Source organism: Mariniblastus fucicola, assembly GCF_008087665.1.
Taxonomy (GTDB): Bacteria; Planctomycetota; Planctomycetia; order Pirellulales; family Pirellulaceae; genus Mariniblastus; species Mariniblastus fucicola.
This window is the reverse complement of sequence record NZ_CP042912.1, coordinates 4,402,619-4,427,780: the sequence shown is the minus strand read 5'-3', so window position 1 is coordinate 4,427,780 and position 25,162 is coordinate 4,402,619. Positions and strand designations below refer to the sequence as shown.

Here is a 25,162-nt window from a genome sequence, read left to right as displayed (position 1 = left end):
AGCTACTCAATCGCGGAGTGCAGTACCTGCTCGATGTCAATCGGCTCATGGCGAATGTCGTCGGTGGTCAGCCATTGTTGAAAGTCGGTTTTCTTCGATTCGTCATCGAACTCAAAACCCATCAACGCCTGGCCTTCAGTCTGACCCGAGTCGGTGTAGTTCATGTAGCAAACATTCGCGTGTTTGCTCGCGCCTCGCATGAACTCGCGAAGCGCTCCCGGTCGGTTCGAGAAAGTAACAACGGCAAAGAACGGGTGATTCAGCGTGTCCGGCCTGAACGGGATCACGCGAAATTCGGTCGCCGCCTGACCGGTGACTTCTTCGTGCGGCGGCAAGTCGTCGCGTTGAAAGAAGACTTCCAACTCCTTGGCATCGGAAGCAGGAACTTCGACGCCGATCACCGGGCGAGCTACTTCGTTGGCGACTTTTCCGTATTGGAAATCGATGATGTTCATGTTGGAGAAGAACTGATCCAACAATCCGATCAGAGCTCCTGGTTGCTCGCCGATCTCAAAGCAGAAGAAGCGTTCTTCGGGACGATCGAGCTGACCGCGTTTGGCGATTTTGGGCAACGCCATGAAGTCGACGTTGGAACCGGAAAGCACGGTGAGTGCATAGTCATCGTCTGTCAGTCCGTACTTCTGGGCTGCCGCGACGCCGAGTGCCGCTGATGGCTCGACCATGATTCGGTTCTTCTGCCAGAGGAACTGAATCGCCTGGCAAACTTCGTCGTTCGACGCCGTCATGAACTCGTCCAGCAGCAGGCTGCACAGCCGAAACGGAAGCTCGCCCGGCGTCGCCACTGCGGTTCCGTCGCAGAAGCGATCGAGTTCTTCCAGCGTCTGGCGCGAGCCCGCGGTAACCGAGATGCCCATGCTATTTTGACCCGCGGCTTCGACACCAATGATTTTGATCGCTGGAAACTTCTTTCGCAAAACAGAAGCCACGCCTGCTGCCATTCCGCCGCCACCAATTTCCAAAAAGGCATGGGTCGGCGTTCGGCGCAACGCGTTGCTTAGTTCGACACCGATCATCGACTGTCCGGCGACGACTTTGATGTCATCGTAGGGCGCGATCATTTCAGCGCCGTTTGCCTCCGCGAAGCGATAAGCCTCTGCGGAGGCTTGGTCAAAAGAATCGCCGCAAAGTCGGATCTCCACGAAGGGCCCGCCAAGTCTGCGGACGGCTTGTTGTTTCACCAATGGCGTCGAGAGCGGCATGAAGATCGTGGCTTTGAACTTCAGCCTGGCTGCTGTCAGTGCAACGCCTTGTGCGTGATTGCCGGCGGAAGCACAAACAAGGTCGCCGCCGAAACCCTTCTCGACCAGCGACGCGATCTTGTTGTACGAGCCACGCCACTTGTAGCTGTGGACTTTCGAAAGGTCTTCCCGCTTGAGCAGCAGCTCGCATCCGCTGTCGAGCACGACTGAATCGCAGCGCGTTTGTCCTTCGACTTCGTAGATCCGGCTGGCCGCTCGGGTCTCGAATGACAGACGTGTCAGGAGCTCTTTGTCAGAGAGTGCACAGAGTTCCTGGTTGGTGGCGTTGGTGTTCATGGTGAACCACGAGCCTGAGGATTGGTTAAGCGAGAGCTTTTTGCAGTTGTTCGGAGTTCGTCGTGGTGACGGCTTCCAACCGTCGAAATTCGGTTGTAGTGACGGCTTCCAGCCGTCGCAATGCCAGTGGTTTGGCCAAACTTCCGAAAATGTCGCTTGGGTTGGGGTATAGAACCGCGTGGCGGCGGAGTCGCGACTATCGGTTTCGGCAAAGAGGCGGCTGGAAGCCGCCACTACGGACAGGATGAGTGTCGGCCGGGTTCGGTATGCAATCGCCAGAGCAATAACAAATCGATGCAATGACGAGAGCAAACCAATAATGCAATCACAGGCTGGAAGCCTATGCCACCTTCATGCGGCTGACCGACAACCTTCTGTGAAAGCCTGTGCCACACCGCGCCAACGTTAGCTGGCGACTTCTTCTTCCTGCTCCAGCCATGAGAAATGCTTCCGCAATTCCTTACCGCAGACTTCAATCTTGTGGGAACAGTCGGCTTCGTATTGCTTCTTGAATTCCGGATAGCCGTTGGCTTCTTCTTCCATCCAACGCTTTGCAAATCGACCGTCCTGAATTTCAGCCAGCAGCTCTTTCATCGCCGCACGTGATTCCGCACCAATCACTCGTTTGCCAGCCACGAAATCGCCCCAGGCCGCCGTGTCGCTGACAAATTCAAGCATTCGCTCGATGCCACCTTCGAAAATCAAATCGACGATCAGTTTCACTTCGTGCAGACACTCAAAGTAAGCGACTTCCGGTTGGTAGCCTGCTTCGACCAGCGTCTCCCAGCCCGCAACGATCAGCTCGCTAAGTCCGCCGCAAAGAACCGCTTGCTCACCGAAGAGATCCGTTTCTGTTTCTTCTGCGAAAGTCGTTTCGATGACTCCGGCTCGAGCTGCTCCAACGCCCCAGGCGTAGGCCAGACCAAGCTCTTTTGCTGTGCCCGTCGCGTCCTGATGGATCGCGATCAAGGCAGGAACTCCAGCGCCTTCTTCGTACTGAGTTCGCACCAAACCACCAGGGCCCTTTGGAGCCACCATGATGACGTTGTACTGTTCAGGAACGACGATGCTTTCGTAGCGAATGTTAAAGCCGTGCGAAAACAGGATCGTCGCGCCGTCTTTCAGGTTCGGCTCGATTGATTCCTTGTAGGTGCCCGGCTGCGAAAGGTCCGGCGTCAACATGCAGATGATGTCAGCTTCCTTGGCAGCGTCTTCGATTGTTTTTGGTTCCCAGCCATCCTGTTTTGCGGCGTCCCAACTTTTGCCGCCTTCACGTAGCCCGAGAATCACATTAATTCCACTGTCGCGAAGGTTGAGCGACTGGCCGCGTCCCTGGCTGCCGTAGCCGATCACGGCGACACATTTGCCGTCGAGGGCCTGGGAATTAACGTCTTTTTCGAAATACATGGTTGGCATGGTTGGTCTCCTGAGCCCGTGTCGGGCGACAGTGGTGGTGAAAATTGATCAAGCATTCTTAAAGACACCCGCACCGTTGTCAACTTTGCCGCCCCTGTGCGCAAGCAGCGGACCTAGAGTGGTCTTGTGGGGAGCGATGCTCCCGCTGTGCGGGCAGCCTGTCTGCGAGAGTCTGGTTTCACTAATTTTTGGGCGGCTGCGTCCCATATAAACTGGCCATTACCGGCAATAAAGAGAAATAGCATCTTAGGATATTTATAGTCTCTCCTCGTGAAAGCAATCTGGTCGAGCGATCGTCAAATTGAAAATCGAATCTGCAAGTCATCGTGATCTACCGGTTTGTCTTGACTACTTTGCTGGTTACGGTTCCCTGAGCGAGCCGAGTTTCGATTTCGTCTCCTTCGGTCAGCATGCCGGAATCACCGACAAGGGTTCGACTCTCGCCATCGACTTTCGACGTCAGGCTGTAGCCGCGGGACAGAACTGCGAGCGGGTTGATGGAATCGAGCCGTCCTGCCAGAGAGCCAACTTCGCTCGACGCGATCTCGGTTTGGCGTTTCATCGCGAGGTTCATGCGGCGTTGTAGTTCATCGACCAGTTGAGCATTTCGCTCGACCAATACCATCGGCCGCGAGAATACGGGACGGGCGGCGATTTGTTCCAGCTCTGTCGTTGCCGACTCCAGCCGATCACGAAGCGCCCGCGTCATTCGAGTGCGTACGTTGTCCAGCTGTTTCAGGAATTCGGCCTGATCGGGCACCAGACGTTCGGCGGCTTCCGAAGGCGTCAGCGCTCGCACGTCAGCCACCAGATCCGAGAGGGCGACATCGACTTCGTGGCCAACGGCGCTGATCACCGGAACCGGGCAATCAAACACGGCGCGGCAAACTGATTCCTCGTTGAAGCTCCAGAGGTCTTCTTTGCTTCCGCCGCCGCGCGTGACGACAACGACATCCGGTGACTCGGCCATCCTGGAAATTGAGCGAATCGCCGCCGCGATCTGGTTCGCCGAACCGGGGCCCTGAACTTTCACCGGCAGCACGGTAACTTCGATATTCTTCCAACGTCGATGCAGCACCTGAAGGAAATCGCGAATCGCGGCTCCCGTCGGACTGGTGACCAACGCGACGCGGCGCGGATAACGAGGCAGCGTTTTCTTGTGCTCGGGAGAGAACAGTCCTTCGTTCTTCAGCTTCGCATGCAGCTGTCGAAACGCCAGCTCCAGCTCACCGATGCCGACAGGTTGCACTTGCTGAATGATCAGCTGATACGTGCCACGCTGCGGATAGAGATCAACGTAGCCGCCGCAGACAACTTTCTGACCGTCCTCAAGATCAAACTTCAACTGCTCCGCGGTCGTCCGCCAAACCACGCCGCTGATCTGGGCAAACTCGTCTTTTAAAGTCAGGTAGATGTGGCCGGATTGTGGACGCGTGATTCCGGAAATCTCTGCAGCTACGAACACACGTCCAAACTTCTGGTTGAGCGTGTGACGAATGGCGTCGGTCAGAACGGAAACAGAAACTGGTTTCATGTTGCGAGTAGATAAATAGTGTTTGGAGTCACGACAGCGTGCCGAAGCGGTTTCGACTTGGCATTCAATTGCTCCCAGCAGCCTGCGTCGTGCCGGTTTTGGCTTCTGCAATGTCAGCTTCTTCACCAGAAAACTTGCAATCGACCTGAAAAACGCACCGCGGCTATAATTGGATCTGCAACTTGCCGCTTTGGTTTTACCATGCACCCAGGGCAACCGATACTCTGAGACATCAATGGACTTTAGAACATCAACGATGATCAAATCTCAATTCGCCAACTTGCTGGGCAGTTTGGTGCTGACCGTCTGTTTCGTTTCGCATTGTTTTTCGCAACAGCAGTCGGATCAGATTAGCTTCAACGACGACATCCGTCCCATCCTGTCGTCGAAATGCATCTCCTGTCACGGACCTGACGAAGGCGACCGCCACGCGGACTTGCGGCTTGATACTTTCGAAGGCGCGACCGAAATGGATTCGATTGTGCCCGGCGAACCGGATGAAAGCGAACTGATCGCACGCGTCGAAACAGACGACGAGGACTCTCGCATGCCGCCGATGGAGCACGGCGACGGGTTGACCAAAGAAGAGATCGATTTACTCAGACGTTGGATCGAACAAGGCGGCGGGTACGAAACACATTGGGCCTTCGTTGCTCCCAAGCAACATGAGCCTCCGGAAGTCACCGCTGGACGTGTTCACAACGAAATCGATAACTTTATTTTATCCGAAGTTCAGAAGGCCGGGCTTACGCAGAATCCGCCCGCCAAACCGAATGCGTTGATGCGACGGTTGTCGTTGGATCTGACCGGTTTGCCGCCGTCGGTTCACGATGAGGCGACGGTCGCGGCGATTGATGCTTTTCTGCTCGAAGCGACCGAGGAAAACTACGCCAACGTCGTTGATCTGCTTTTGGATTCCGAAGCCTACGGAGAGCACTGGACTTCGATGTGGCTGGATCTGGCTCGCTACGCCGACACCGTGGGTTACTCCGGCGATGAGTATCGCGAGATCTGGCCGTGGCGAGACTGGTTGATCGATGCCATCGCGGAAAACAGGCCTTACGATCAACTGGTCACTGAAATGCTGGCCGGTGATTTGTTGCCCGAGTCTACAGCACAGCAGCAATTGGCCACCGCCTTTCACCGCAACACGCTCAACAATAACGAAGGCGGGACGAACGACGAAGAGTTTCGCACCATCGCCGTCAAAGATCGACTCAGCACGACGCTCAACGCGTTCATGGGATTAACAGTTCGTTGCGCCGAATGTCACTCGCACAAGTACGATCCGATCAGCCAAACAGAATACTACCAGCTGTTGGACTTTTTCAATCAGACCGTTGACGCTGACAAGCGTGACGATCGTCCCAAGCTTGAGTATCTTCCGCGGCAATATGCTGAACAGAACGCGAAACTGGAGCAAAAAATATCCGACCTGGAAAAGCAGGCCGCAAAGCGTCCTCCGCTGTGGACGGTTCGTCGTCCGGACAAAACGGAATCGCGAGACGGCACGAAGTTCGAAGTGCTCGATGACGAATCGATCCTGGCGACTGGAAAACTTCCGAACTACGACGAGTACCGGTTTACGTTCACGATTCCTTCCGGCGAAACGGTCCGCGGACTTCGCATCGAAGTCATTCCTGACAAAAAGTACGACGGCAAAGTCGGTCGGGCTCCTTCGGGCGCTTTCATCGTTACGCAATTTCGGCTGGGAGTTCACGAAAACGGTAGCGAGCGACTACTGGAGTTCTCAGATGCTGCGGCAGATTTTTCGCAACCGAATCGTCACATCTTGTCGACGATCAAATCGAAAGTCGACGGCAAGAAATTCGATCAAGGTTGGGCGGTCAATCATCCCAAAGACGAATATCGCGTGCGTCGCGAGGCAATTTTTACGCTGAAAGAACCGTTGAATTCGGGTCCGGAAACTGAGGTAACGCTGTACGTTTTGCACGATGGCGAATGGTCGCGGCTGAACGTGGGGCGAATGCGAGTGGCTACGACTTCGGTCGATTCGCCCGCCAAACGGTACCGCGACAAAACGCTCGATCCGTTATTCACGGAAATTGCTTCGCTGAAGAAGCAGATCAAAACGCCTCTTCGCGTGCCGGTGCTTCGCGACCTTCCGCAGGCCAAACGACGACAAACGCACGTGATGGGCCGAGGCAACTTTGCCAGTAAACAGGAAAAGGTCTCGGCCGGAGTGCTCAGTCAGCTTCACGCGATGCCGGACACACTTCCGATGAATCGCCTGGGCATGGCGGGCTGGATCTTCGACTCTGAAAATCCGCTGACGGCTCGCGTGGCGGTGAATCGATACTGGAGTCGTCTGTTCGGGATCGGGATCGTCGAAACGGAAGAAGACTTCGGCACGCAGGGCATTCCGCCGACTCATCCTGAACTGCTCGATTCCCTAGCGGTTGATTTTCAAGCCAGCGGCTGGGACGTGAAGCAGTTGCTGAAAAAGATCGTCACTTCTGCAACCTATCAACAGTCGCCATCGGTGGACTCGAAAGCTCATGAAATCGATCCGCGAAATTTGCTCTGGTCGCGAGGCCCTCGAATCCGAATGACGGCAGAAGTTATTCGTGATCAGTCCTTGGCCGTTTCAGGTTTGTTGTCACAGAAGAAGTACGGCCCGCCGGTCTATCCGCCTAGCCCGATCAAGCGGATCGTCAACGCGTTTACGGGCGGCATGACGTGGGTCGATAGCCAGGGCGAAGATCGCTATCGGCGCACGCTGTACACGTACATCAAACGTTCACAGCCACATCCACTGTTGGAGACGTTCGACATGTCGACGCGCGATGTGTGCAGCATGCGACGGCTGCGAACGAACACGCCACTGCAGTCGTTCATGACGCTCAACGACATTATGTTCGTCGAGATGGCTCGGGCGTTGGCAGATCGGATGGTGAACGAGTCGCCGTCGAATGATGTTGAATCCAGGATTGCTCACGGTTTGGAATTGGCGTTGTATCGCGACGCAAAACCCTGGCAAGTCGAAGTTTTGAGCGAGCTGTATCAGTCAGCGTTGGCGCGATTCGAAGCCGATCCGTCTGCGGCGGCGAAGATGATGGGAGAGACGGATCTCAAGTCCGAAGCGTTGTTGCAGCGAGCCTCCTTGACCGTTGTGGCGAATGTAATTTTGAACCTGGACGACTTTTTGAATAACTAGTGCCCCAACATTTCAAGTTTGACGAACCACCGTTCACGCAACGTCGAAACACATCGATCAAGTATTTAAACTGTCGAGACAACCATGAAGAACCTGACACCCGAACAGGAATTTGCCAACGCTCACCTGAAAATGCGCACTCGGCGTCACTTCCTCAATAACTGCGGCGTCGGACTGGGCGCGGCCGCGCTTTCGCAGTTGCTGGCCGGAACTGCAAGTGCGGGATCGAGCGAGAGCAAGACGGATTCGTCGGCTGGATTTCTGTCGGACTATCGCAAACCAGCCAAGCATGTGATCTACTTGCACATGGCCGGTTCGCCACCGCAGCAGGAATTGCTGGACTACAAACCGGAGCTGGAAAAGCATCACCTCAAAGAGTGCCCGGACGAACTGATCGAAGGCAAAGAGTTTGCTTTTATTAAAGGCAAACCAAAACTGATGGGGCCCGTGTTTGGGTTCAAAAAGTTTGGCAAATGTGGACGCATGATGGGCGAGAAAATGCCACTGGTCGGCGGACTTGCTGACGATCTTTGTGTCATCAATTCCATGCGAACCGACCAGTTCAATCACGCTCCGGCTCAACTGGCGCTGCACACTGGTTCGCCCCAGTTCGGCGGTGCATCGTTTGGATCCTGGGCCACCTACGGGCTGGGTAGCGAAAACGAAAACCTCCCCGGATTCATGGTCATGGTTTCTGGCGGCAAACTTCCGTCGAGCGGCAAAAGTATCTGGGGCAACGGTTATCTGCCAGGCGTTTTTCAGGGAGTTCAGTGTCGCAACGGCGGCGATCCGATTCTCTACGTCAGCAACCCCGAAGGAATGTCTCGGGATCTGCGCCGCAAAAGCCTGGACGCGCTCAATCAGCTGAACGAGTTGTCGTTCCAACAGTTTCGAAATCCCGAAACGAAGACGCGCATCGAGCAGTATGAGCTTGCGTTTCGGATGCAGACCGCTGTTCCGGAAGTCATGGACATCTCTCGGGAATCCAGGCAGACGCTGGAGTCCTACGGCGCTGTTCCGGGAGCCAGTTCTTTTGCCAACAACTGTTTGCTGGCCCGCCGATTGGTCGAGCAGGGAGTACGATTCGTGCAGTTGTTTGACTGGGGATGGGACATCCACGGCACCGGGAAAAGCGACGACATGAAGACGCAGTTTGTCAAGAAATGTGCCGAATCCGACAGGCCGATTGCTGCGTTGCTGTCTGATCTGAAACAGCGCGGCATGCTCGAAGACACGTTAGTCATTTGGGGTGGCGAGTTTGGGCGGACGCCAATGATCGAAGCCCGCAACGGCACGCATGACTATCTTGGCCGCGACCATCATCCAGACTGTTTCAGCATGTGGGTTGCCGGCGGTGGATTCAAAGGCGGGATGACTTATGGAAAATCCGACGACCTCGGTTTCGGCGTTGCCGAGAAAGCCGTCGACATCAAGGACTTGCAGGCGACGTTGCTGCACGCGATGGGGCTCAACCCTTACAAGCTCAGCTTTCCCTACCAGGGCTTGAACTCACGCCTTATCGGGCCGGCCAACACGCCGGTGATCGTGGACGATCTGCTGCAATAGCCTGGAGCAGGCATTGAAAAACTTCCGCCTTCAAAATTGAAGGCCTAGTTCGTTGGATTTCGAAAGCTGTTGATGACTTCGGCTGCCGCAGCGGTGTCGAATCGGTCATCGAACACGGTCAGTAAGTCGTTCTCAAATTTCATCGACACCGTCACAGGGATCGGATCGGTCATCGGTGCGTTGTGCGGATGCAGCCAGCTTTCGCCCCAAACGATGACCTGGTCCTCTGCGAGCACGAACTCGTAATGATTCTTGGGATCGTGGTTTTCGGGAGGCTGAAGAATCGAAAAGAAAATGTTCAGGGCATTTTGAACCTGATCGATACCGCGATAGCTGCCAGCAAAAGGGATCTTTTCGGGTTCGCCAGAGAAATGGAAGGTGACGTCGTCGTCCAGGAAATGACGGCAATTTTTGATGACGTCCACTTCATGAATGTAGAGGCCGAAAATGAAATCCTTGGCGTATTCGAGCAGCCTTGAGCCAGTTTTCTGTTCAAGAAAATCTTTGGTCTCACAGGCTTCGCCAAGCCGCTGAAATACTGAAACCATCTCGTTGAGGACTCGCCCCGAAGGGGACGCACGCCCGCCTTCGATACTACGAATGTATCGCACGCTCAGCTCCGCTTTTTGGGCCAACTCCTCCTGAGTCAATCCAAGCGATTTCCTTGCTTCTTTAAGTTTGTGTGAATTTACGTTCAGTCCGCGAGAAGTCGTCGGTCGCATGTGGATTGCCCTCAGATTGCCGGTTCCGTTCCTGTTCTGAATTGGAGCAGAAAATAACCTGTTAAGAAAGCGCTTTCAACGGCCAGGAACTCGAATCAAAGGGTTTGTTTCGATGGCTGTATGCGTTCACGGACGAAACCAATATTTCTTTGACCGATATCAGGATATGAGGCATCGATGAGCGACTCCATGATGGGCAAAAGCCACGCAGGGCATCTTAAACTAGTTGCAGATTCAATAGCAGATTTTTCGGTGCCTGGCAGTGAGATGCTGACTCAGAAGCAGTGGACGATTACCTCTGAAAAATTTCGACTGACCAATCGCGAACGGCAAGTCTGCCAAAGGCTGTTTGAGGGCATGACAAGAAACCAGGTTGCGGAAGAGCTTGGCATCAAACCGCGAACCGTTCGTCACTACATGGAACATATCCACGAAAAGCTTGACGTCTCAAATCGCGTCGGCGTCGTTTTGCGCATTATTGAAATGCGAGACCGAATCGACGAGCCCGGCGAGCAGGATACGGAACGTCTCGGCGAACCGTCGCCGACTGAAGACCGCAACTGAACTCGGCTGGGCTCGAACGCTCCGCACATCTGCTAACGCTCCGCACATCCTGCTGGCAACGCATATTGCGCTGCCTACTAAACATCGCAATAGTTTGTCACCAACTTTGCGATGGTTGAACGATTATCCCGTGACCGATTCCCACGGCCCGGTGATGGCCAGTGTGATCCCGGGAGTCTGCAAATTCGCGAACATCCATTGTCCGTCAGGACTGAATGTGACGCCCGCCCATTCCTTGCCGCGATAGTCTCCGGTGAATCCTTTTTGGCCTTCGAGCTCAATATCATTGAGCGCGAACGGCGTCAGCTTGCCATCCTGCGAAAGAAGATGGATCCGCTGAGGATACTTGCTGTCTCCATAGTCGCCGTCTTCGCAAAGTGCCAGACCGCCGTGCGGGTTGACGCACAGATTGTCAGGCATGTTGAGCGTTTCCTTGCCCGGGCTTTCGAATAGCATCGTCAGTTTTTCAGCCTGCGGATCGTACTGCCAAATCTGACCGGCTTTGGCAATGCCGCCGCTCGTTGCGTCGAAGTAGATCATTCCGTTTCCGCTCCAACAACCTTCTAAACGAGAGAACGTTGTTCCGCCAAGCTTCTTGCCCTGACTGAATACGCCAAGCTCGTCCGGTTTGTCTTTGCCGGGCGTGTGAGCCACCGTTGGATCGGGAATCGTGTGCCAGCGGACATCAAACGTGGCTTGTTTCTCCACGCTGCCCCTCAAGTCATCCTGTCCGACGACTTCGGCGATCTGGAGTTTGCCTCCCGCAGCCAGGTTTCCATTTTCATTCGGAATAAAGCGGTAAAAACCGGAGGTTCCGCGGTCTTCGGTCTCGTACACAATCCCCGTTTTACGATCGATCGCAACGGCTTCGTGCACAAATCTACCCATGTCTTTCAGTGGCACAGGTTTCTTGACGCCCGCCGGATCGACTTCGAAAACCCAGCCGTGATCTTTCTGAAACGATCGTTTGACGTTTTTCTTGTAGTGATCTTTATCGTTGATGCCGAGGACCGTTTCTTCGGCCGTTAGCCAAGTGCCCCAGGGCGTGACGCCGCCGGCACAGTTTCGGCTGGTACCAGAGATCGACGCGAAACTCTCAAGCCACTTGCCCTGTTTCGAATCGAACTTCAACGTTGTGCAACCACCGAGCGCACGTGCATCAAACGGTTCGCCATTCTTCACCGCCCACGCGTCGCCGTCCTTGCTGACTTCATGGTTGCGAACCAACGTCACGATGCCGTTCTCTTCTGAGACAACTCCCATACCATCATGGTCTGATGGCGTTTTCAAACCGTCGCTCATCGGGTCGCCCGTCCACCCGGTCGTCACGTAGCGAAACCCTTCGGGAAGTCGGATCAGCGGAATCCCTGTCGTATCGTCTTTGCAGGGAATCAGCTCAGTTCCAGGTTTGGCTGTTTCGCCGAGCGCGAGTCGACCGCCCAGCGACGTCAATGCAGTCGCTACACCGAACCCGGTGACCGACGAGAAGGACTCACTCAAAAACTCGCGACGTGATCTCATGACATGTTCCTGTTTGTACAGAATTGTTCTTGCAGTTATTTTTTGCCAACTGGTTTCCGCTGCTGCACCCGCTGCAGCTCGCTAAAGTTGACTCGATAGGAAAGTGCCAGCTTGTTCGTGTCGGCGTCGTAGCAACGCAGCATCACATGCGGCGGATCGATTTCGCTTGGCTGCCATTGAATGTCGATCAACGGATAGGAGTTCAACGCGTGAGCGACCGGCGAAACGCGATGCGAATTGAAAACATGTTGCTCTTCCTGATTGATGCCAGCGAACATGAACTCAACGGCGTCGTAACCAAGTGCTTTCGGCAGACGGCTGACTTCGCCGTAGTGTTGATCGCCTGCGAGAAAGATGACTCCTTCGGCTTCGCACATTTGAATCAAGTCGAAGAGCCGTTTCTTCGCCGCCGGAAACTTTGACCACGTTTCAAATTTCTGATCCCGGTCCAGTAAAACCTGGTATCCCGATGCGATCAGCCTGATTTTCGCCGGTTTCCTGAGCTCGGATTCAAGCCATGTCCACTGGTTTTCGCCGAGCGTATCGCTGGCATCGCCTTCGTCGTCGCGATTGTATCTCGTATCCAGCATGATCATTTGCAGGCGCGTTTCGCCGGATCCGAAATAGCGAGCGTGATAAATGCCGTCACGATCTTCGGGGATGAACTCTTCCATCTCCCAGAACTTGCGGAACAGCTTTCGGCTTTCGTCCTTCAGCGGATAATTCTTTCCTGCGTTGTTGAGTCCATAGTCATGGTCATCCCAGGTAACAACGAACGGGATCGACTCGCGGAGTTTTTCAAAGGCAACCTGTGACGCCATTCGCTGGTAGCATTTTTCAATGAAGGTGATGTCGTTTTTCGTGTCGGCATACACGTTGTCTCCCATCCAGACCATCACGTCGGGAGAGGATTCGTAGTAGCGATTGAACGCCGGCGCAGGACGGTCCTGGCGATGGCAACCGATCATGCCGATGCGAGTCACCGTGTCCGGAATTTCAGTTTCGGCGGTTGAGTTCGCCGCGTTGGCGAGGAAAGTTTTGAGGTTCTCAAGTTGATCGGTGTTGATCATGTCGACATCGGCCGCCAAAAGTTCGCTCCAAACCGCGGTCGACTCCGGCGTCGCCCAAAGACGAACTTTGCGGCCCGAAGCGTGTGCTGTCGCAACGAAGTCCTGTAGTTTCTGTCGCTCCGAATCGGGCATCTCGCCTTCACCTCGCCATTTGAAATGGCTGCTCCAGCGATCGCTGATCAGCGGCATGAGTTCCGGAGATAATTCAGACTCCAGGTCAGACATGCGTCCGTCAATGGACATCAGCCGATCAGGATCGTTTCCAATCAGTTCCTTGGGGCGATCGCCTGAGATCACAACCTGAACGGCTCGTTTTTGATAGGCGTCATTTTCGACACAACACAGCATGTCTTTGTATTGAGCCAGGGTCTCTTTCAACAACGGGAAAACGTCGCGGCCGTCATTCTTGATGTCGATCAGCAAGGTGATTGTTTCGGGTCCGTTCGGATAGACGCGACCGCCATTTTTACCGACGACTTCCCGCAACGGGTCAAGATACAGTTCCTGAAGCGTTCCCGGATGCTGCAGAAGTTCCGCAACGTCGTGCGCGACAAGTAGCTTGTCGTTGGAACGATAGATATCGACTTCGATAGAACAGAATCCGTGATCGTAGGCATCCCAAAACGGCCTGTCGTGACGATAGTCATTGTGAGCGTGACCACGTTCGACGACTCCTGGCGTTGATTGCGCTTTGCACAGCGGCGACAACAAAACGCAGAAGAATCCGATTACAAGAACGAACCTCATTAAAATTCCAAACGTCATTTTCGATGTGTGGTGATCCGCGAAACGAAGCCATGTTTTACTTTGACTTCGTTTGGAATCAATCCACTCGAAAACGCGCAAGCTCACATTCGATTCTCGTTGGAGCCGCTATGCCGTGGTTTTGCGGCGACTTCGCCGTTTTGTCGCGGCATATTCAAGAAAACTTCATGTGAGGCGAAGGCCGGAAAGCTGAATGTTGAAGGCTAACGCGGACGCGTGCCCTGCCCTGTATCGCCGTCATCGATTGCCGCCTGAAGTTCGCCAGCCAACTCCATCGGGATTGGGTTAGCCGAGGTGATCGCGATTTTGCGTTGTTCTTGCGGATCCGAATTGATCTCGTAAAGCTCCAACAGATCTTTCTTCGTCGTCGCGAGTCTACGTTCGACGACCACGTTGAATGCCTTTTGCTGATCGTAGCGATGCAGCTTCCAGGCTTTGTCGCCATCAAGCTTGATATAGGACCAGTTTCCTTTATTGCCGTTGTCCTGCAGAATCAAACTTTGTCGTCCGGTCGCTTCCGGTTCACCCAACATTGCGTCGAGGACATTAAAGCTGTCGATGCAAGCGTCGTCGGCGAGCGTCTGACCCGTTAACGCCGCGAGGCTGCTGGCGATATCGATCGTGCAGACCATTTTGTCGCTGACTCCCGGAGCAATTTTTCCAGGCCAATGAGTAATGAACGGAGTCCTGCAACCACCTTCGTAGATGCTGTACTTGCCGCCCGAGTAAGGTCCGCCGGCTTTGTGTTTGCCAACTTTTTCGATCGCGCCATCTTTGTAACCGTCATCCATAACGGGGCCATTGTCGCTGCAGAAAATGATCAGCGTGTTTTCCGTCAGACCGTTCTTCTCAAGCGACTTCATAACTTCGCCGACGCACCAGTCAAGCTGCACGATGGAATCGCCGCGAAAGCCCAGCGAAGTTTTGCCTTGAAATCGTTCATGCGGAATTCGCGGAACGTGCAAATCGTGGGAGGAGAAAAACAGAAAGAACGGTTTCTCTTTGTTGGCAGCCAGGAACGTGTCCGTTTTCTCGACCCACTTGTCCGCCAGATCTTCGTCGCGAAAACGCGCCGCGTGGCCTCCGGTGTAGAAACCGATGCGACTGATGCCGTTGTGGATCGTCGAATTGTGACCGTGCGACCAATCCATCTTCAGGGTGTCGCGATGTGTCTTGCCCGTCGGGTGATCTTCGGCTGGTTTCCTGTTCCCCACCCACAGCGGATCGGCTGGATCGAGGTTCAACACGTTGTGGTCTTCTACGTAAACCTGCGGCACGCGATCATTGGTTGTCGGGAGCAAAAAACAACTGTCAAAACCAATCTCCAGCGGGCCTGGTTTCAAGTCCCCGTTCCAGTCAGGGCCTTTGCCGATTTCGCCCAGTCCCAAATGCCATTTGCCAATCACAGCCGTCGTGTAGCCAGCTTTTTTCAGGATCGAAGGAACCGTTTCGACGCCGGGCTGAATGATCGCTGGCCCGTTCGGTGGCGCGATACCGGTGTTCTTTTTGCGAAACGCGTAGCGTCCAGTCAGGAACGAATAGCGAGTCGGCGTGCACGTCGAAGCACTGCAGTAGCCGCGAGTGAAACGCAAGCCTTCTGCCGCCAGTCGATCAATGTTCGGCGTTGAAAGCTCAGTGGCTCCGTAGCACGAGACGTCTCCGTAGCCCAAATCGTCCGCCATGATGACGACAATGTTTGGCGGTCGCTCGTCCGTAGGCTGATCTGCAGCCGACAGGAGGTTGGATTGGGCGAAAGCGAAAGCCAGAAAGACAGTAAGAGTGAGTTTTATCATTGCGGTACCAAATGGTGATCAGGACACCACAATTCTACAGCAACTAACTTTCAGAGCCATCCGTTTCCCCGTGGATGCAGAATCCAGCTGCCAATGCATATTCGCGAAACGCGAGACAATCGTGGACAAGATTGCCAGAGTCCGACGCCAAGAAGCCGATAACCGAATCGCGGCCAAGTTCGGCTGCGGCGAGCCTAGGCGGCTCTTCTGCTCGCATCTGCAGACAAACCAAATTTCGTTTCGGCAAGGTTGCGCGGTTGAACAACGATTGCCTGAAACGCCTTTTGCTTGACGCCGCGAATCCGAATCTTCACGTCGCGATTTTCGGCAAGCTGAACCATCGCCTGGTCGACTCGATCTTGATTGCTTGATCGGGTGCTATCGTAAGGCAGTTTCGTTGCCAGTTGCAACGACAATCTTGACGTTGAATGTGGCTCGACATTGATCGGAAGTTTCGCTTCCTCACACAAGTCCACGATCGTTGGTTGCCACTTCCCGTTGGCCAGCTTAACCCACGCATCGATCTGCAGCACCGCGTTGGGCATGGTGCTGTTGTTGATCACCGCGACGTTGGTCCACAGACAAACCAGTCCTTCGGATTCGTTCGGAACGATGGCTTGATAGAGCTCAGCGAAGTTGCGCGGCCACACGAACTCCGCCAGCAAAGGAGAAACCTGTTCGATAGAGAGATTGGGCTGTTCCTTTTTGAACCGCGACAACCATAGATAGATCGAAGACGCGAGGGCTGCGGCAGATGCCCCGAGGCTGAAAAATGATCGGAGAAAATCGAAGTCTAAGTCTGGCATCGTGCCCGTACCCGGAAAAGTGAGTCGCGTCTGTAAACACAAGATCTCGAAAGTGATCGAACGACCATCGCTTTCTGCTGGAAGCTCGTGCGACGGTAGATGAATTTTCCGCGCGAGTAAATCGCGATTCATCGCTTGCGTTGCGTGCAATCGCGACGACACAGTGATAAAATCTTCGAGTCCGAGGCAGGTCTCTCGCTGGAACATTGTCTTGCGAACTCCGGCGAGGTGCGGATTCGTGGAAAGGAATGAAGGTAAACGTAAATCATGAATTCAAATACCGTTTCGGAGAACGATCATTCGCAGAATGGCTTGGCCAAATGGTGGGCCAATCGCACTTTTCGGCTGGCATGCCTGATCAGTCTGCTGATCTTTGAACTTGGATTCATCTGGTTCATTCTTCATTTTGGGTGGTTGGCATCCGTCAATATCTGGATGCAGATGGGCGTGATCTTCGTCGCTGTCCTTCCATTGCTTGTCGCAGCTTTCTTTTTGATTCGTAAGCGATTCAGTCTCACGTCGGCGTTGGTTGCGTTCACGATGTTCGCAGTATTCATGGGACTCACGATGCGGCCAGTGTATGAAGCACAACAAGAGAGAATGTTGGGCAAACTGTTGATCGATAGCGGTGCCCGGATTTCGGATGCCTATAACACGGTCAATTTCGAAAGTGATGTGGCACGGTTTGAATACAATCAAGTTGACAAGAAGCCGTTGAGCGATTGGAAGGCGAGGATGATTGGCGGTTTTTCAAAGTATCCGTTGGAGGGCGAGATACGCAGCTTGCAAATTGAAACTGATGCGCAAATGGAAGTGTTGGCTGGCGTTGCCGACCGACTGGACCACATTGAAGTGTTACACTTCGGCCCAGGGGCCTGTGCAGATTTAGAACGGCTTGAGACGACGATCCGTAAGACGGGTGCCAGTCAGGTCTCTATCGGTAGCTACAGCACGCCGATGATTCCATTGTCAGATTTGAATTGGATTGCCAGATGCGAAAATGTTCAGACATTGTCTTTGGTCAACATGCCCAACTTCGCGCAAATAACGATTCAAAGCGACGACTTGAAACTTGGTGGTTTGCACTTTGCGACGGTTGGTTTGGCAGATAAGTTTCCAGCAGAGGAATTTTTCGGTTGCAAAGCAGTTCGCAATTTGAAAATGCTCACAATCAGCGGTTTTCAGATTTCAAATGATGAATCTCTACAGCTTGCCAAGCTAACGAATCTCAAGAGCCTGTCGCTTGGTTCCGACTTACTTTGCGGAATCGAGTTCTTGCATGAAATGCCGAACTTGACATCAGCCAGGGTCGTTTCATTGATAATGACAAAAGATGAGCTCAGGAATTTTGAGATCCCCGCGAATCTCAAGGAGTTTCATCTGTCGGTTTCATCTCTGCTGATATCGGAATCGGATGTTGACCAATTCAAGGCGTCGGCGCCTGATGGCTGTACGGTCTATGTGACCCGGCGATAAGGCCATTGCACTGTCAGTACAAGCACGGCGCGGAAGCGAGTGAGCCCGTTCGGCTGTGATGGGAAATTTTCTCGTTCGCGCACCTCTGGTTGACTCTCTCGCTTGCGTTTGCGTTTGGTGCATGTATTTGGTCTGAATTACGCCCGTGAGCCGGTTGCCAACTTGGCACAATCGTTCCATAATCTGGTGCTTCATTTAGCCAAACAAATGGGGCAACTCATGCAAGACAAAATTCGCTACCAGGCCATTACTTTCGACGATGTGCTCATCGAGCCCCGTTACAGCGAAATCGTCCCCGCCGACGTCAACGTTTCGACGCGTCTGACGAAGCGAATTGGAATCAACATTCCGTTTCTATCCAGTCCCATGGATACCGTCACCGAATCCGCGATGGCTATCGGATTGGCGAAAGTTGGCGGCATCGGCATCATTCACAAGAATATGCCCGCCGAAATGCAGGCCGAAGAAGTCTATAAGGTCAAACGGTCGGCCAACGGCATCATCGAAGACCCCGTCACGCTGCCTCCCAACGCGACCGTTGGCCACGCCAAAGAGATCATGGCGCAGCACAATGTTTCCGGTGTGCCGATCGTGCTAGCGGATGGCACGCTGACAGGCATCCTGACGCGCCGCGATCTTCGCTTTCTCGAAACCACGGAAATTGCCGTGTCTGAGGTCATGACCGCCGAACCATTGGTGACAGCTACGGGGACTGTGACGCTTGAGGAAGCTGAGAAAATTTTAACGGCAAAAAAGGTGGAGAAGCTTCTTCTGATTGACGAAGAAAGGAAACTGAAGGGCCTTATAACGATTAAGGACATCGACATGATGCGTCGGTTCCCCAACGCCTGCAAGGATTCCCATGGAAGACTGCGGGCCGGAGCTGCCGTTGGTGTGCACGATCTCGAAAGAGTCGCCGCGCTGATTGAAAAAGATGTTGATGTGCTGGTCGTTGATAGTGCTCATGGTCACTCGAAAAACGTCATGGAGACGGTTCGAGAGATCAAGCTGAAGTTTGATATCGATGTGATTGCAGGCAACGTGGCTACGGCCGATGGTTGCAAAGCATTGATCGATGCGGGCGTTGACGCGGTCAAGGTCGGCATCGGTCCCGGTTCAATTTGTACGACACGAGTCGTCAGTGGAATCGGCGTGCCTCAGATTTCAGCGGTTCACGAGGCAGCCAAAGTGGCTGACGAACACAACATTCCTGTCATTGCCGACGGGGGAATTCGTTACTCGGGTGACATCACCAAAGCGATCGCCGCTGGAGCCAGCTGCGTGATGATTGGTGGACTGTTTGCCGGACTGGCGGAGAGCCCTGGCGACATGATCCTGTACCACGGTCGAAGCTTTAAAGTTTACCGCGGGATGGGTTCGATCGGTGCGATGGCCAAGGGATCGAGTGAACGCTACCGACAATCAGCTTCCGGAACTGGAAAATTCGTTCCCGAAGGTGTGGAAGGTCGCGTACCGTTCAAGGGGGCGTTGAGCGATTTTGTTTACCAGTTAGTTGGTGGACTCCGAGCCGGAATGGGTTATTGCGGCACGAAGACCATCGAGGAGCTGCGCACGGATGCCAGGTTTATCCAGGTCTCCCCAGCGAGCGTTAGAGAAAGCCACCCTCATGACATTGCGATCACACAGGAAGCTCCCAACTACAGCACCGATGGTGCGGGCGGGGATTACGCGTAAGTCACTTTTCGGCCGATTCGTTTTGCGATCGTTGCCGGCGGTTCTGTTCACCAGTGCAGGGATGTTGCTTTCCTCTGCAGCCCACGGCCAACAGCCCGACGAACCGGCACGCTATATGCCGCCGGTTCACATCCAACCGGCTGCCTGGTCGGTCCTCGAAGATGATCAACCGGCCGAGTCTGTCGATGTCGGCAGAGCTAGAGAGATCGCGAACATGTCGCAGTATATGCGGCGTCAGAACGAATCCGTCACCGCGGCGCAGGACGCACAAGTCAACGCGGCGTTGTTTCAGCTGCAACGCTCGCGATCAATGACGGCTCAGAGTCAACCAGCCGTTCCGCAACAGTTTCCGCGTTCGAATCCCTATCCGAACGCTGGCCGCCAAAACTATCAACAGCCACAACAGACGACGCCCGCGGTTCAGCAACCGTACTACGTCAATCCGCCGCGCAATGTTGCCAGCGGTCAGATGCCACAACGGTTTCAGCAACCGGCTGCTTCGTCGCGAGTTACTGTTCAACAGCAATCCGCTGCCCGCCAACAACCTGCCCGCCAACAACCTGCCCGTCAACAGCCTGCTCGACAAACGCAACGCGTGGTGCAGCAGCAACGTGTAACTCAGCCCGCGCCGCCACGACGCGGAATCGGATTGCAGGATCGCATCTCCCAAGCCATCAAGAAATCGTTCACTCGGCCGGAACCGACCAACGAAAACCGCCGTGTGGTGGCTCAACAGATTCCGACACAATCCAGGACGCAGCAAGCTGAGCGGCAAATCGATCTGGTGGACCACACCGTCGAAGTAAATACGACGAAAGTCGAGCCTGAGCTGCCGATTTTGGCTGAACCATCTACGACACCGGTCGCTCGTTCAAATCGCCCGGCACCTGCTCCCAAACTTGAGTATCGTCCGCGAAAGTCCGACGCCGATCGCGTTGTCGTGCCTTCGTTCGTCGATGCTGACGTCGCGAACATGCCAGAGCTACAGCTTGCGTCCACGCAAAGTGCAATCGGTACCGGTTTGAAACGGCCGAGAGTCACCTCTCATTCGCAACCTGTCAGCTACGGAAATCCGGCTCGAACTGTGAGGCAGGGACAGGTTTCAGTTTTCCGTAACACGAGCTCGCCAGCCAGGCCAACGGCCAACAATCCGCAAGATCAACAGCAGCAAAGTCTGGATGCCGAACGTCTGCGTCAGTTGCAGTCGGAACTGGATGCCGAGGAACGGGCGGATCGCGACAACGAGCTTCCGCAACGACCCTCTGAAGACACCCGTCCATCGCTGTTAGACCTCGATGATGAGGCCGCAGCAGATGAAGCTCGACGTGCCCGAAGTTCGCTCGATACGGATAGCGATTCTCTCGAAGATGACTTCGAAATCGACGAAGATGACGACGATGAAGGTCCACCTGTCTTCGACGACCGCGGCTGTGAAGAGCTGCGAGGTTTGTTGTTGGACAAATCAATCCGCGACATTTCGCTCGACATGAGCCCGCCGGCCAGTCCACGACGCAGCGAGATGGGAAGCATTAGTCGATCGTGGACGGATGCGTCAGGGAACGTCCTGGCGACAGGCACAATGGTCGATCTTCGCCGCGGCTATGTGGTTCTGGATTCCGGGCAAAAGCTGCCGTATGCGAAACTTAGCGAAGCCGACTGGGCAGCGATCGCAGAGAACTGGCTGTTACCATCGGTTTGCTCAATCGGACAACGCGGCTCGCTGCAGCGAAACTGGACTCCTCAGACCGTGACGTGGCACGCCTCGTCGCTGTGTCACAAGCCGCTGTTCTTTGAGAACATTCAGCTGGAACGCTACGGACATTCGCGTGGGCCTTTCATGCAGCCGATTCATTCGACGTTCCACTTCTTCCGCAGCATTATCTTCTTGCCGTACAACTCGGCGATCAATCCTCCCAACGAGTGTCAGTATTCACTCGGGTTCTATCGACCCGGAAACTGTGCTCCCTGGTTGCTTGACCCGATCCCGTTCAGTCGCGAAGGCATTCGCCGGCAGGCTTTGGCGAGCGTTGGACTGGGGTTCATTCCCTAGTCGCGTCGAACATCATTCTGAAACACCCAAGAGTTCACTTAGGTGACGAGGGCGATTGGTATGGCCGCGGGAAGAGGTTTCTTTCCGCGGCCGTTTTTTTTGTCGCTGCGTTTGGGATTTGCGTTGCTCAGCACCGTGTACAAACAGCGTCTCGACTTGACGCCAACTCGACAACTGGCTGCAATCTCAGCCGAAAAACAGCGAGCACAATGCCTGAATCGCGACTGCAAGAATCGCAACGATGCTGGCCCAAAGTGCAATGTCAAACCACACCGAAGGCTTCAACGCATCGATCGTCCTGCGGTACCGAAAATCTATCGCCGCCACGACCACCAGCACCAGGATGAACGTCGTGATCACGCCGCCCACGATTACCATGAACGCCGGCGTCGTCATAAACAGATACAGCACGCTCCAAATCACCGGGAACGTCCAGGCAAGCACCGCGATGGCTTTGCGACGGTCATTCGTGTCCTGGAAATCGTAAATTCCGATCTGGCCGAACGCGTCGCCGAACAATCGCGTCCAGGCAGCCAGGGCGGCGAACAGCGTTGAGAACAGCACGACGAACGCGCCAACCAAAAACGCAACGCGAGCCCCGCCGCCGAGCGTCTGGGTGTAAATTTGCGACAGCGTTTCGACCAGTTCGCCGCTTTCCGGAACCAGCCCTCGCGAGTGAAGAATGGCGGCTCCCAACAGATAGAACGCCATCGTGACGACCGTGTAGACCACCATCGAAAGCAAGGCATCGAGATACATGATCCGGATCCAGCCTTTGGCTCGGCGAACCCAGGCTTCCGAGCCATCGTTCGGACCGGTGTGTCGAGCGTAGCCTTTCTCGATCAGCCAATAGTTGTAGACCATGATCTCGTCGCCGCCGACGCCCGTGATTCCGAACGCGCCCACCGCCACCAGCAACGCAGCCTGCGGCAACTGAAACGTGAACCCGCTGGCGATGTCGCTCATCGAGACCGCGTTGTCAGTGAACTGCAACATGAACAGCGACGTCAACGTGAACACGGTGAACAACGCGATCATCACGATCGAAGCTTTCTCCAGAACTACGTAGTATCCCAGGGAAACCAGCAGCGAAACGCAGATCGAGAGTACCACCAGGAAAACCCAGATAGGCACGGTCGGAAAGAAAATCTGTAGGATCAGGGCGACCCCGCCAACGATGCCGCCGACCTGGAGGTTCTTGGAAATCATCAGCACCAGCCAGATCCAGATCGAGCAATGCGTTTGGCCGATCCGTGGCCCTGGCAACTTGTTCAACGCCTGCATCGTGGTTTCGCCGGTCGCGATCGTGTGCCGACCGAATTCGAGTTGGATCGCGACTTTCACAAGGCAGCTCACCAGGATCACCCACAGCGTGACGAATCCGGCTTGAGCTCCCATCACCGTCGTCGCGATCAGTTCTCCCGAACCCACGATCGACGCCGACAGGATCAGGCCCGGACCAAGATGCTTGATGGAGCCCAACAGAGTGGTTGGCGGTTCCATCACGGAATCCGCAGAAAGTTGATACGGATTGTCGCTCATGAACTCGTTTCTGAACCTTGGAAGTTTCGAGACGTCATACTATACCAATAGATCGAAACGAAGGTGGTCTATTGGCCCTAGCGCCCAGCCAAAGTTTGATTTTGAAGTTAGCCGCTTTGGCGCGAGCCGCGATTGAGTCAGGCCGACCTGGCAAACCAAACTGGCGCCGAAACGGCTGAGATTGCGAAACCAATTCTTCACGTTGACGCTGGCTCGGATCAAAATCCTTCACTTCACTTAACAGGAGCAACATTGAATACAAATCCGGAATGCGCTCTCTGCGGCCGCTTTCCCAAGAAAGGCACGACGGAGCATCATCTGATTCCGCGAATGTGTCATCGCAACAAGTGGTTTCAAAAGAATTTTACACGCGAGCAAATGCAAACGACGATTCCGCTGTGTCGCGACTGTCACAACGCGGTCCACAAGTTCGTGCCGAAAGAGAAAGAGCTGGGGCGGCATTTCCATTCGCTGGATCTGCTAAAATCCCACCCTCAGATCGCGAAGTTTGCCACGTGGGCCAGCAAGCAAAAGTGAACGCATGATTTTGCACATCGACATGGACGCCTTTTACGCGTCGGTTGAAATTCGCGACAACCCGAAACTTCGCGGACTCCCTGTCGTCGTGGGCGGTTCTCCAAAAGGCCGTGGAGTCATCTCGGCGGCCAGCTACGAGGCTCGCAAGCACGGGATCTTCAGCGCGATGCCGTCGTCGCAAGCCTTGCGACTGTGCCCCAACGTCCTGTTCGTGAAAACGCGAATGGAGCACTACGCGAGAATCTCAAAACAGATCCGCGAGATCTTCTTTCGTTTCACTTCCCTGGTCGAGCCATTGTCGCTGGACGAAGCGTTTCTCGATGTTTCCGGTTGCGAGAAACTTTTTGGCGATGGGCCCACAATCGCCACAGAAATCAGAAACGCGATCCTCAGCGAGTTGGGCCTGACCGCTTCCGCTGGCGTTGCTCCGAACAAGTTTTTGGCCAAGCTTGCCAGCGATCTGGACAAGCCCGACGGTCTGGTCATTGTTCCGCCTGACGACATTCAGGGCTTTCTTGATCCGTTGCCGATCGAGCGTGTTTGGGGTGTCGGCAAACAGACGTTGAAGAAGTTTCACCGCCTGAACGTGAAAACAATCGAACAGCTTCGTGGGTTGGACCGAACAACGATGTCGCAGTTTTTTGGCATCAACAGCGAACATTTTTGGCGACTTTCCCGCGGCCTCGATACTCGTCCGGTCGTGCCCGATCGAATCGCCAAATCGGTTTCTCACGAGACGACTTTTTCGCGCGACTTGACGGACCGTGAATCGCTGCGAGCCTGGTTGATGGAACTGACGCAGCAAGTCGGTCGCCGATTGCGACGTCACGAGATCCGCGGCAAAACGGTGCAGATCAAAGTCCGCTTTGCCGACTTTCGCACGATCACCCGTTCGCTGTCGCTCGGTGAACCTTCCTCATCGTCGGACGAACTTGAATCGGCGGTTAACGAGTTGTTTGATCGCGTCGAGCTTGTCGATGGAGTGCGACTTGTCGGGATGGGCGTCAGTAATTTGACATCGAGCGTCGTCAAGCAGCAGATGTTGTTCGACAACGAAGAGCGTTCTCGCCACGACCGATTGGACGAGATGAAAGATCAGCTCAAGGATCGTTTCGGCCACGACGCCATCCGCCGCGGCACCAGCGTCGAGCACAACATTAGTCGACGACCCGACCCGAGAGTGAACGAAGAATAGTGGTTCATCAGCGCTGGAAGCGTGTGCTTGAGTTGCAACCGCGACGAAACCGAGTCACGAATCGAACTGATCCGTAGGGGCATCTTTTCTTCGCGCACTTTCGAATGGCCTTGAGTTCACTTCTATGCTGGGGGTAATTGACCATCGCTCTCCATGTTCGAAGCCGCTGGATGGGC

The 25,162-nt window shown here is 54.6% G+C and carries 17 protein-coding genes; 8 read left to right on the top strand and 9 right to left on the bottom strand.

Annotated elements, in window-relative coordinates; translation table 11 throughout:
• Positions 1-2: 2 nt before the first annotated feature.
• The 3 genes from MFFC18_RS16345 to xseA all read right to left on the bottom strand — a co-directional run bounded on the left by MFFC18_RS16345 (position 3) and on the right by xseA (position 4,506).
• Complete coding sequence (locus MFFC18_RS16345; RefSeq protein WP_148618929.1) at positions 3-1,556, bottom strand: pyridoxal-phosphate dependent enzyme; 1,554 nt, start codon at positions 1,554-1,556, stop codon at positions 3-5.
• Positions 1,557-1,961: 405 nt separating this feature from the next.
• Entirely contained in the window at positions 1,962-2,972 is a 1,011-nt protein-coding gene (ilvC, locus tag MFFC18_RS16340) for a ketol-acid reductoisomerase (RefSeq protein ID WP_075086295.1), read from the bottom strand.
• A 331-nt stretch (positions 2,973-3,303) separates the two neighbouring features.
• Entirely contained in the window at positions 3,304-4,506 is a 1,203-nt protein-coding gene (gene xseA / locus MFFC18_RS16335) for an exodeoxyribonuclease VII large subunit (RefSeq protein ID WP_075086369.1), read from the bottom strand.
• Between the two features lie 256 nt (positions 4,507-4,762).
• Between xseA and MFFC18_RS16330 the strand changes: the two genes are divergently transcribed.
• Positions 4,763-7,684: a PSD1 and planctomycete cytochrome C domain-containing protein gene (locus tag MFFC18_RS16330; RefSeq protein ID WP_238381340.1), complete on the top strand. Its 2,922-nt coding sequence runs from the start codon at positions 4,763-4,765 to the stop codon at positions 7,682-7,684.
• An 84-nt stretch (positions 7,685-7,768) separates the two neighbouring features.
• The gene (locus MFFC18_RS16325) at positions 7,769-9,250 is read left to right on the top strand and encodes a DUF1501 domain-containing protein (RefSeq protein WP_075086296.1); all 1,482 of its coding nucleotides are present in this window, start codon (positions 7,769-7,771) and stop codon (positions 9,248-9,250) included.
• Between the two features lie 44 nt (positions 9,251-9,294).
• On the opposite strand, the gene MFFC18_RS16320 is transcribed toward MFFC18_RS16325, so the two are convergent.
• Positions 9,295-9,972, bottom strand: a complete 678-nt coding sequence (locus MFFC18_RS16320; protein ID WP_075086297.1) for a helix-turn-helix domain-containing protein — start codon at positions 9,970-9,972, stop codon at positions 9,295-9,297.
• A gap of 177 nt (positions 9,973-10,149) precedes the next feature.
• Between MFFC18_RS16320 and MFFC18_RS16315 the strand changes: the two genes are divergently transcribed.
• Positions 10,150-10,536, top strand: coding sequence for a response regulator transcription factor (locus MFFC18_RS16315; protein ID WP_084417410.1), 387 nt, complete (start codon positions 10,150-10,152; stop codon positions 10,534-10,536).
• Between the two features lie 123 nt (positions 10,537-10,659).
• Here MFFC18_RS16315 and MFFC18_RS16310 read toward each other — a convergent pair whose 3' ends face one another.
• The 4 genes from MFFC18_RS16310 to MFFC18_RS16295 form a co-directional block, all read right to left on the bottom strand.
• The gene (locus MFFC18_RS16310) at positions 10,660-12,057 is read right to left on the bottom strand and encodes an alkaline phosphatase PhoX (RefSeq protein ID WP_075086299.1); all 1,398 of its coding nucleotides are present in this window, start codon (positions 12,055-12,057) and stop codon (positions 10,660-10,662) included.
• Positions 12,058-12,092: 35 nt separating this feature from the next.
• A complete protein-coding gene (locus tag MFFC18_RS25020; protein WP_157665251.1) occupies positions 12,093-13,874 on the bottom strand; it encodes an alkaline phosphatase D family protein in 1,782 nt (593 codons plus the stop codon).
• A gap of 221 nt (positions 13,875-14,095) precedes the next feature.
• Positions 14,096-15,685 carry a sulfatase family protein gene (locus tag MFFC18_RS16300; protein ID WP_084417411.1) on the bottom strand — a complete coding sequence of 530 codons (1,590 nt, stop codon included), beginning with the start codon at positions 15,683-15,685 and terminating at the stop codon, positions 14,096-14,098.
• 194 nt (positions 15,686-15,879) lie between these two features.
• Positions 15,880-16,491, bottom strand: a complete 612-nt coding sequence (locus tag MFFC18_RS16295; protein ID WP_148618928.1) for a hypothetical protein — start codon at positions 16,489-16,491, stop codon at positions 15,880-15,882.
• 267 nt (positions 16,492-16,758) lie between these two features.
• On the opposite strand from MFFC18_RS16295, the gene MFFC18_RS16290 reads away from it, so the two are divergent.
• From MFFC18_RS16290 to MFFC18_RS16280, 3 genes are all read left to right on the top strand, one after another.
• Positions 16,759-17,967 (top strand): hypothetical protein, encoded by a 1,209-nt coding sequence (locus MFFC18_RS16290; protein WP_075086303.1) that lies wholly within the window; start codon positions 16,759-16,761, stop codon positions 17,965-17,967.
• A gap of 219 nt (positions 17,968-18,186) precedes the next feature.
• On the top strand, positions 18,187-19,662 hold the full coding sequence (gene guaB / locus MFFC18_RS16285) for an IMP dehydrogenase (RefSeq protein WP_075086304.1): 1,476 nt from the start codon (positions 18,187-18,189) through the stop codon (positions 19,660-19,662).
• Positions 19,595-21,712 (top strand): hypothetical protein, encoded by a 2,118-nt coding sequence (locus tag MFFC18_RS16280; RefSeq protein WP_157665252.1) that lies wholly within the window; start codon positions 19,595-19,597, stop codon positions 21,710-21,712. Before guaB ends, MFFC18_RS16280 begins: the two co-directional genes overlap by 68 nt.
• A gap of 186 nt (positions 21,713-21,898) precedes the next feature.
• On the opposite strand, the gene MFFC18_RS16275 is transcribed toward MFFC18_RS16280, so the two are convergent.
• Positions 21,899-23,254 carry an Nramp family divalent metal transporter gene (locus tag MFFC18_RS16275; protein ID WP_075086306.1) on the bottom strand — a complete coding sequence of 452 codons (1,356 nt, stop codon included), beginning with the start codon at positions 23,252-23,254 and terminating at the stop codon, positions 21,899-21,901.
• Positions 23,255-23,506: 252 nt separating this feature from the next.
• Here MFFC18_RS16275 and MFFC18_RS16270 point away from each other — a divergent pair, with 252 nt between their 5' ends.
• Together MFFC18_RS16270 and dinB are read left to right on the top strand one after the other, a co-directional pair.
• Entirely contained in the window at positions 23,507-23,791 is a 285-nt protein-coding gene (locus MFFC18_RS16270) for a hypothetical protein (RefSeq protein WP_075086372.1), read from the top strand.
• Between the two features lie 4 nt (positions 23,792-23,795).
• Positions 23,796-24,986: a DNA polymerase IV gene (gene dinB, locus MFFC18_RS16265; RefSeq protein WP_075086307.1), complete on the top strand. Its 1,191-nt coding sequence runs from the start codon at positions 23,796-23,798 to the stop codon at positions 24,984-24,986.
• The last annotated feature ends 176 nt before the right edge of the window (positions 24,987-25,162 follow it).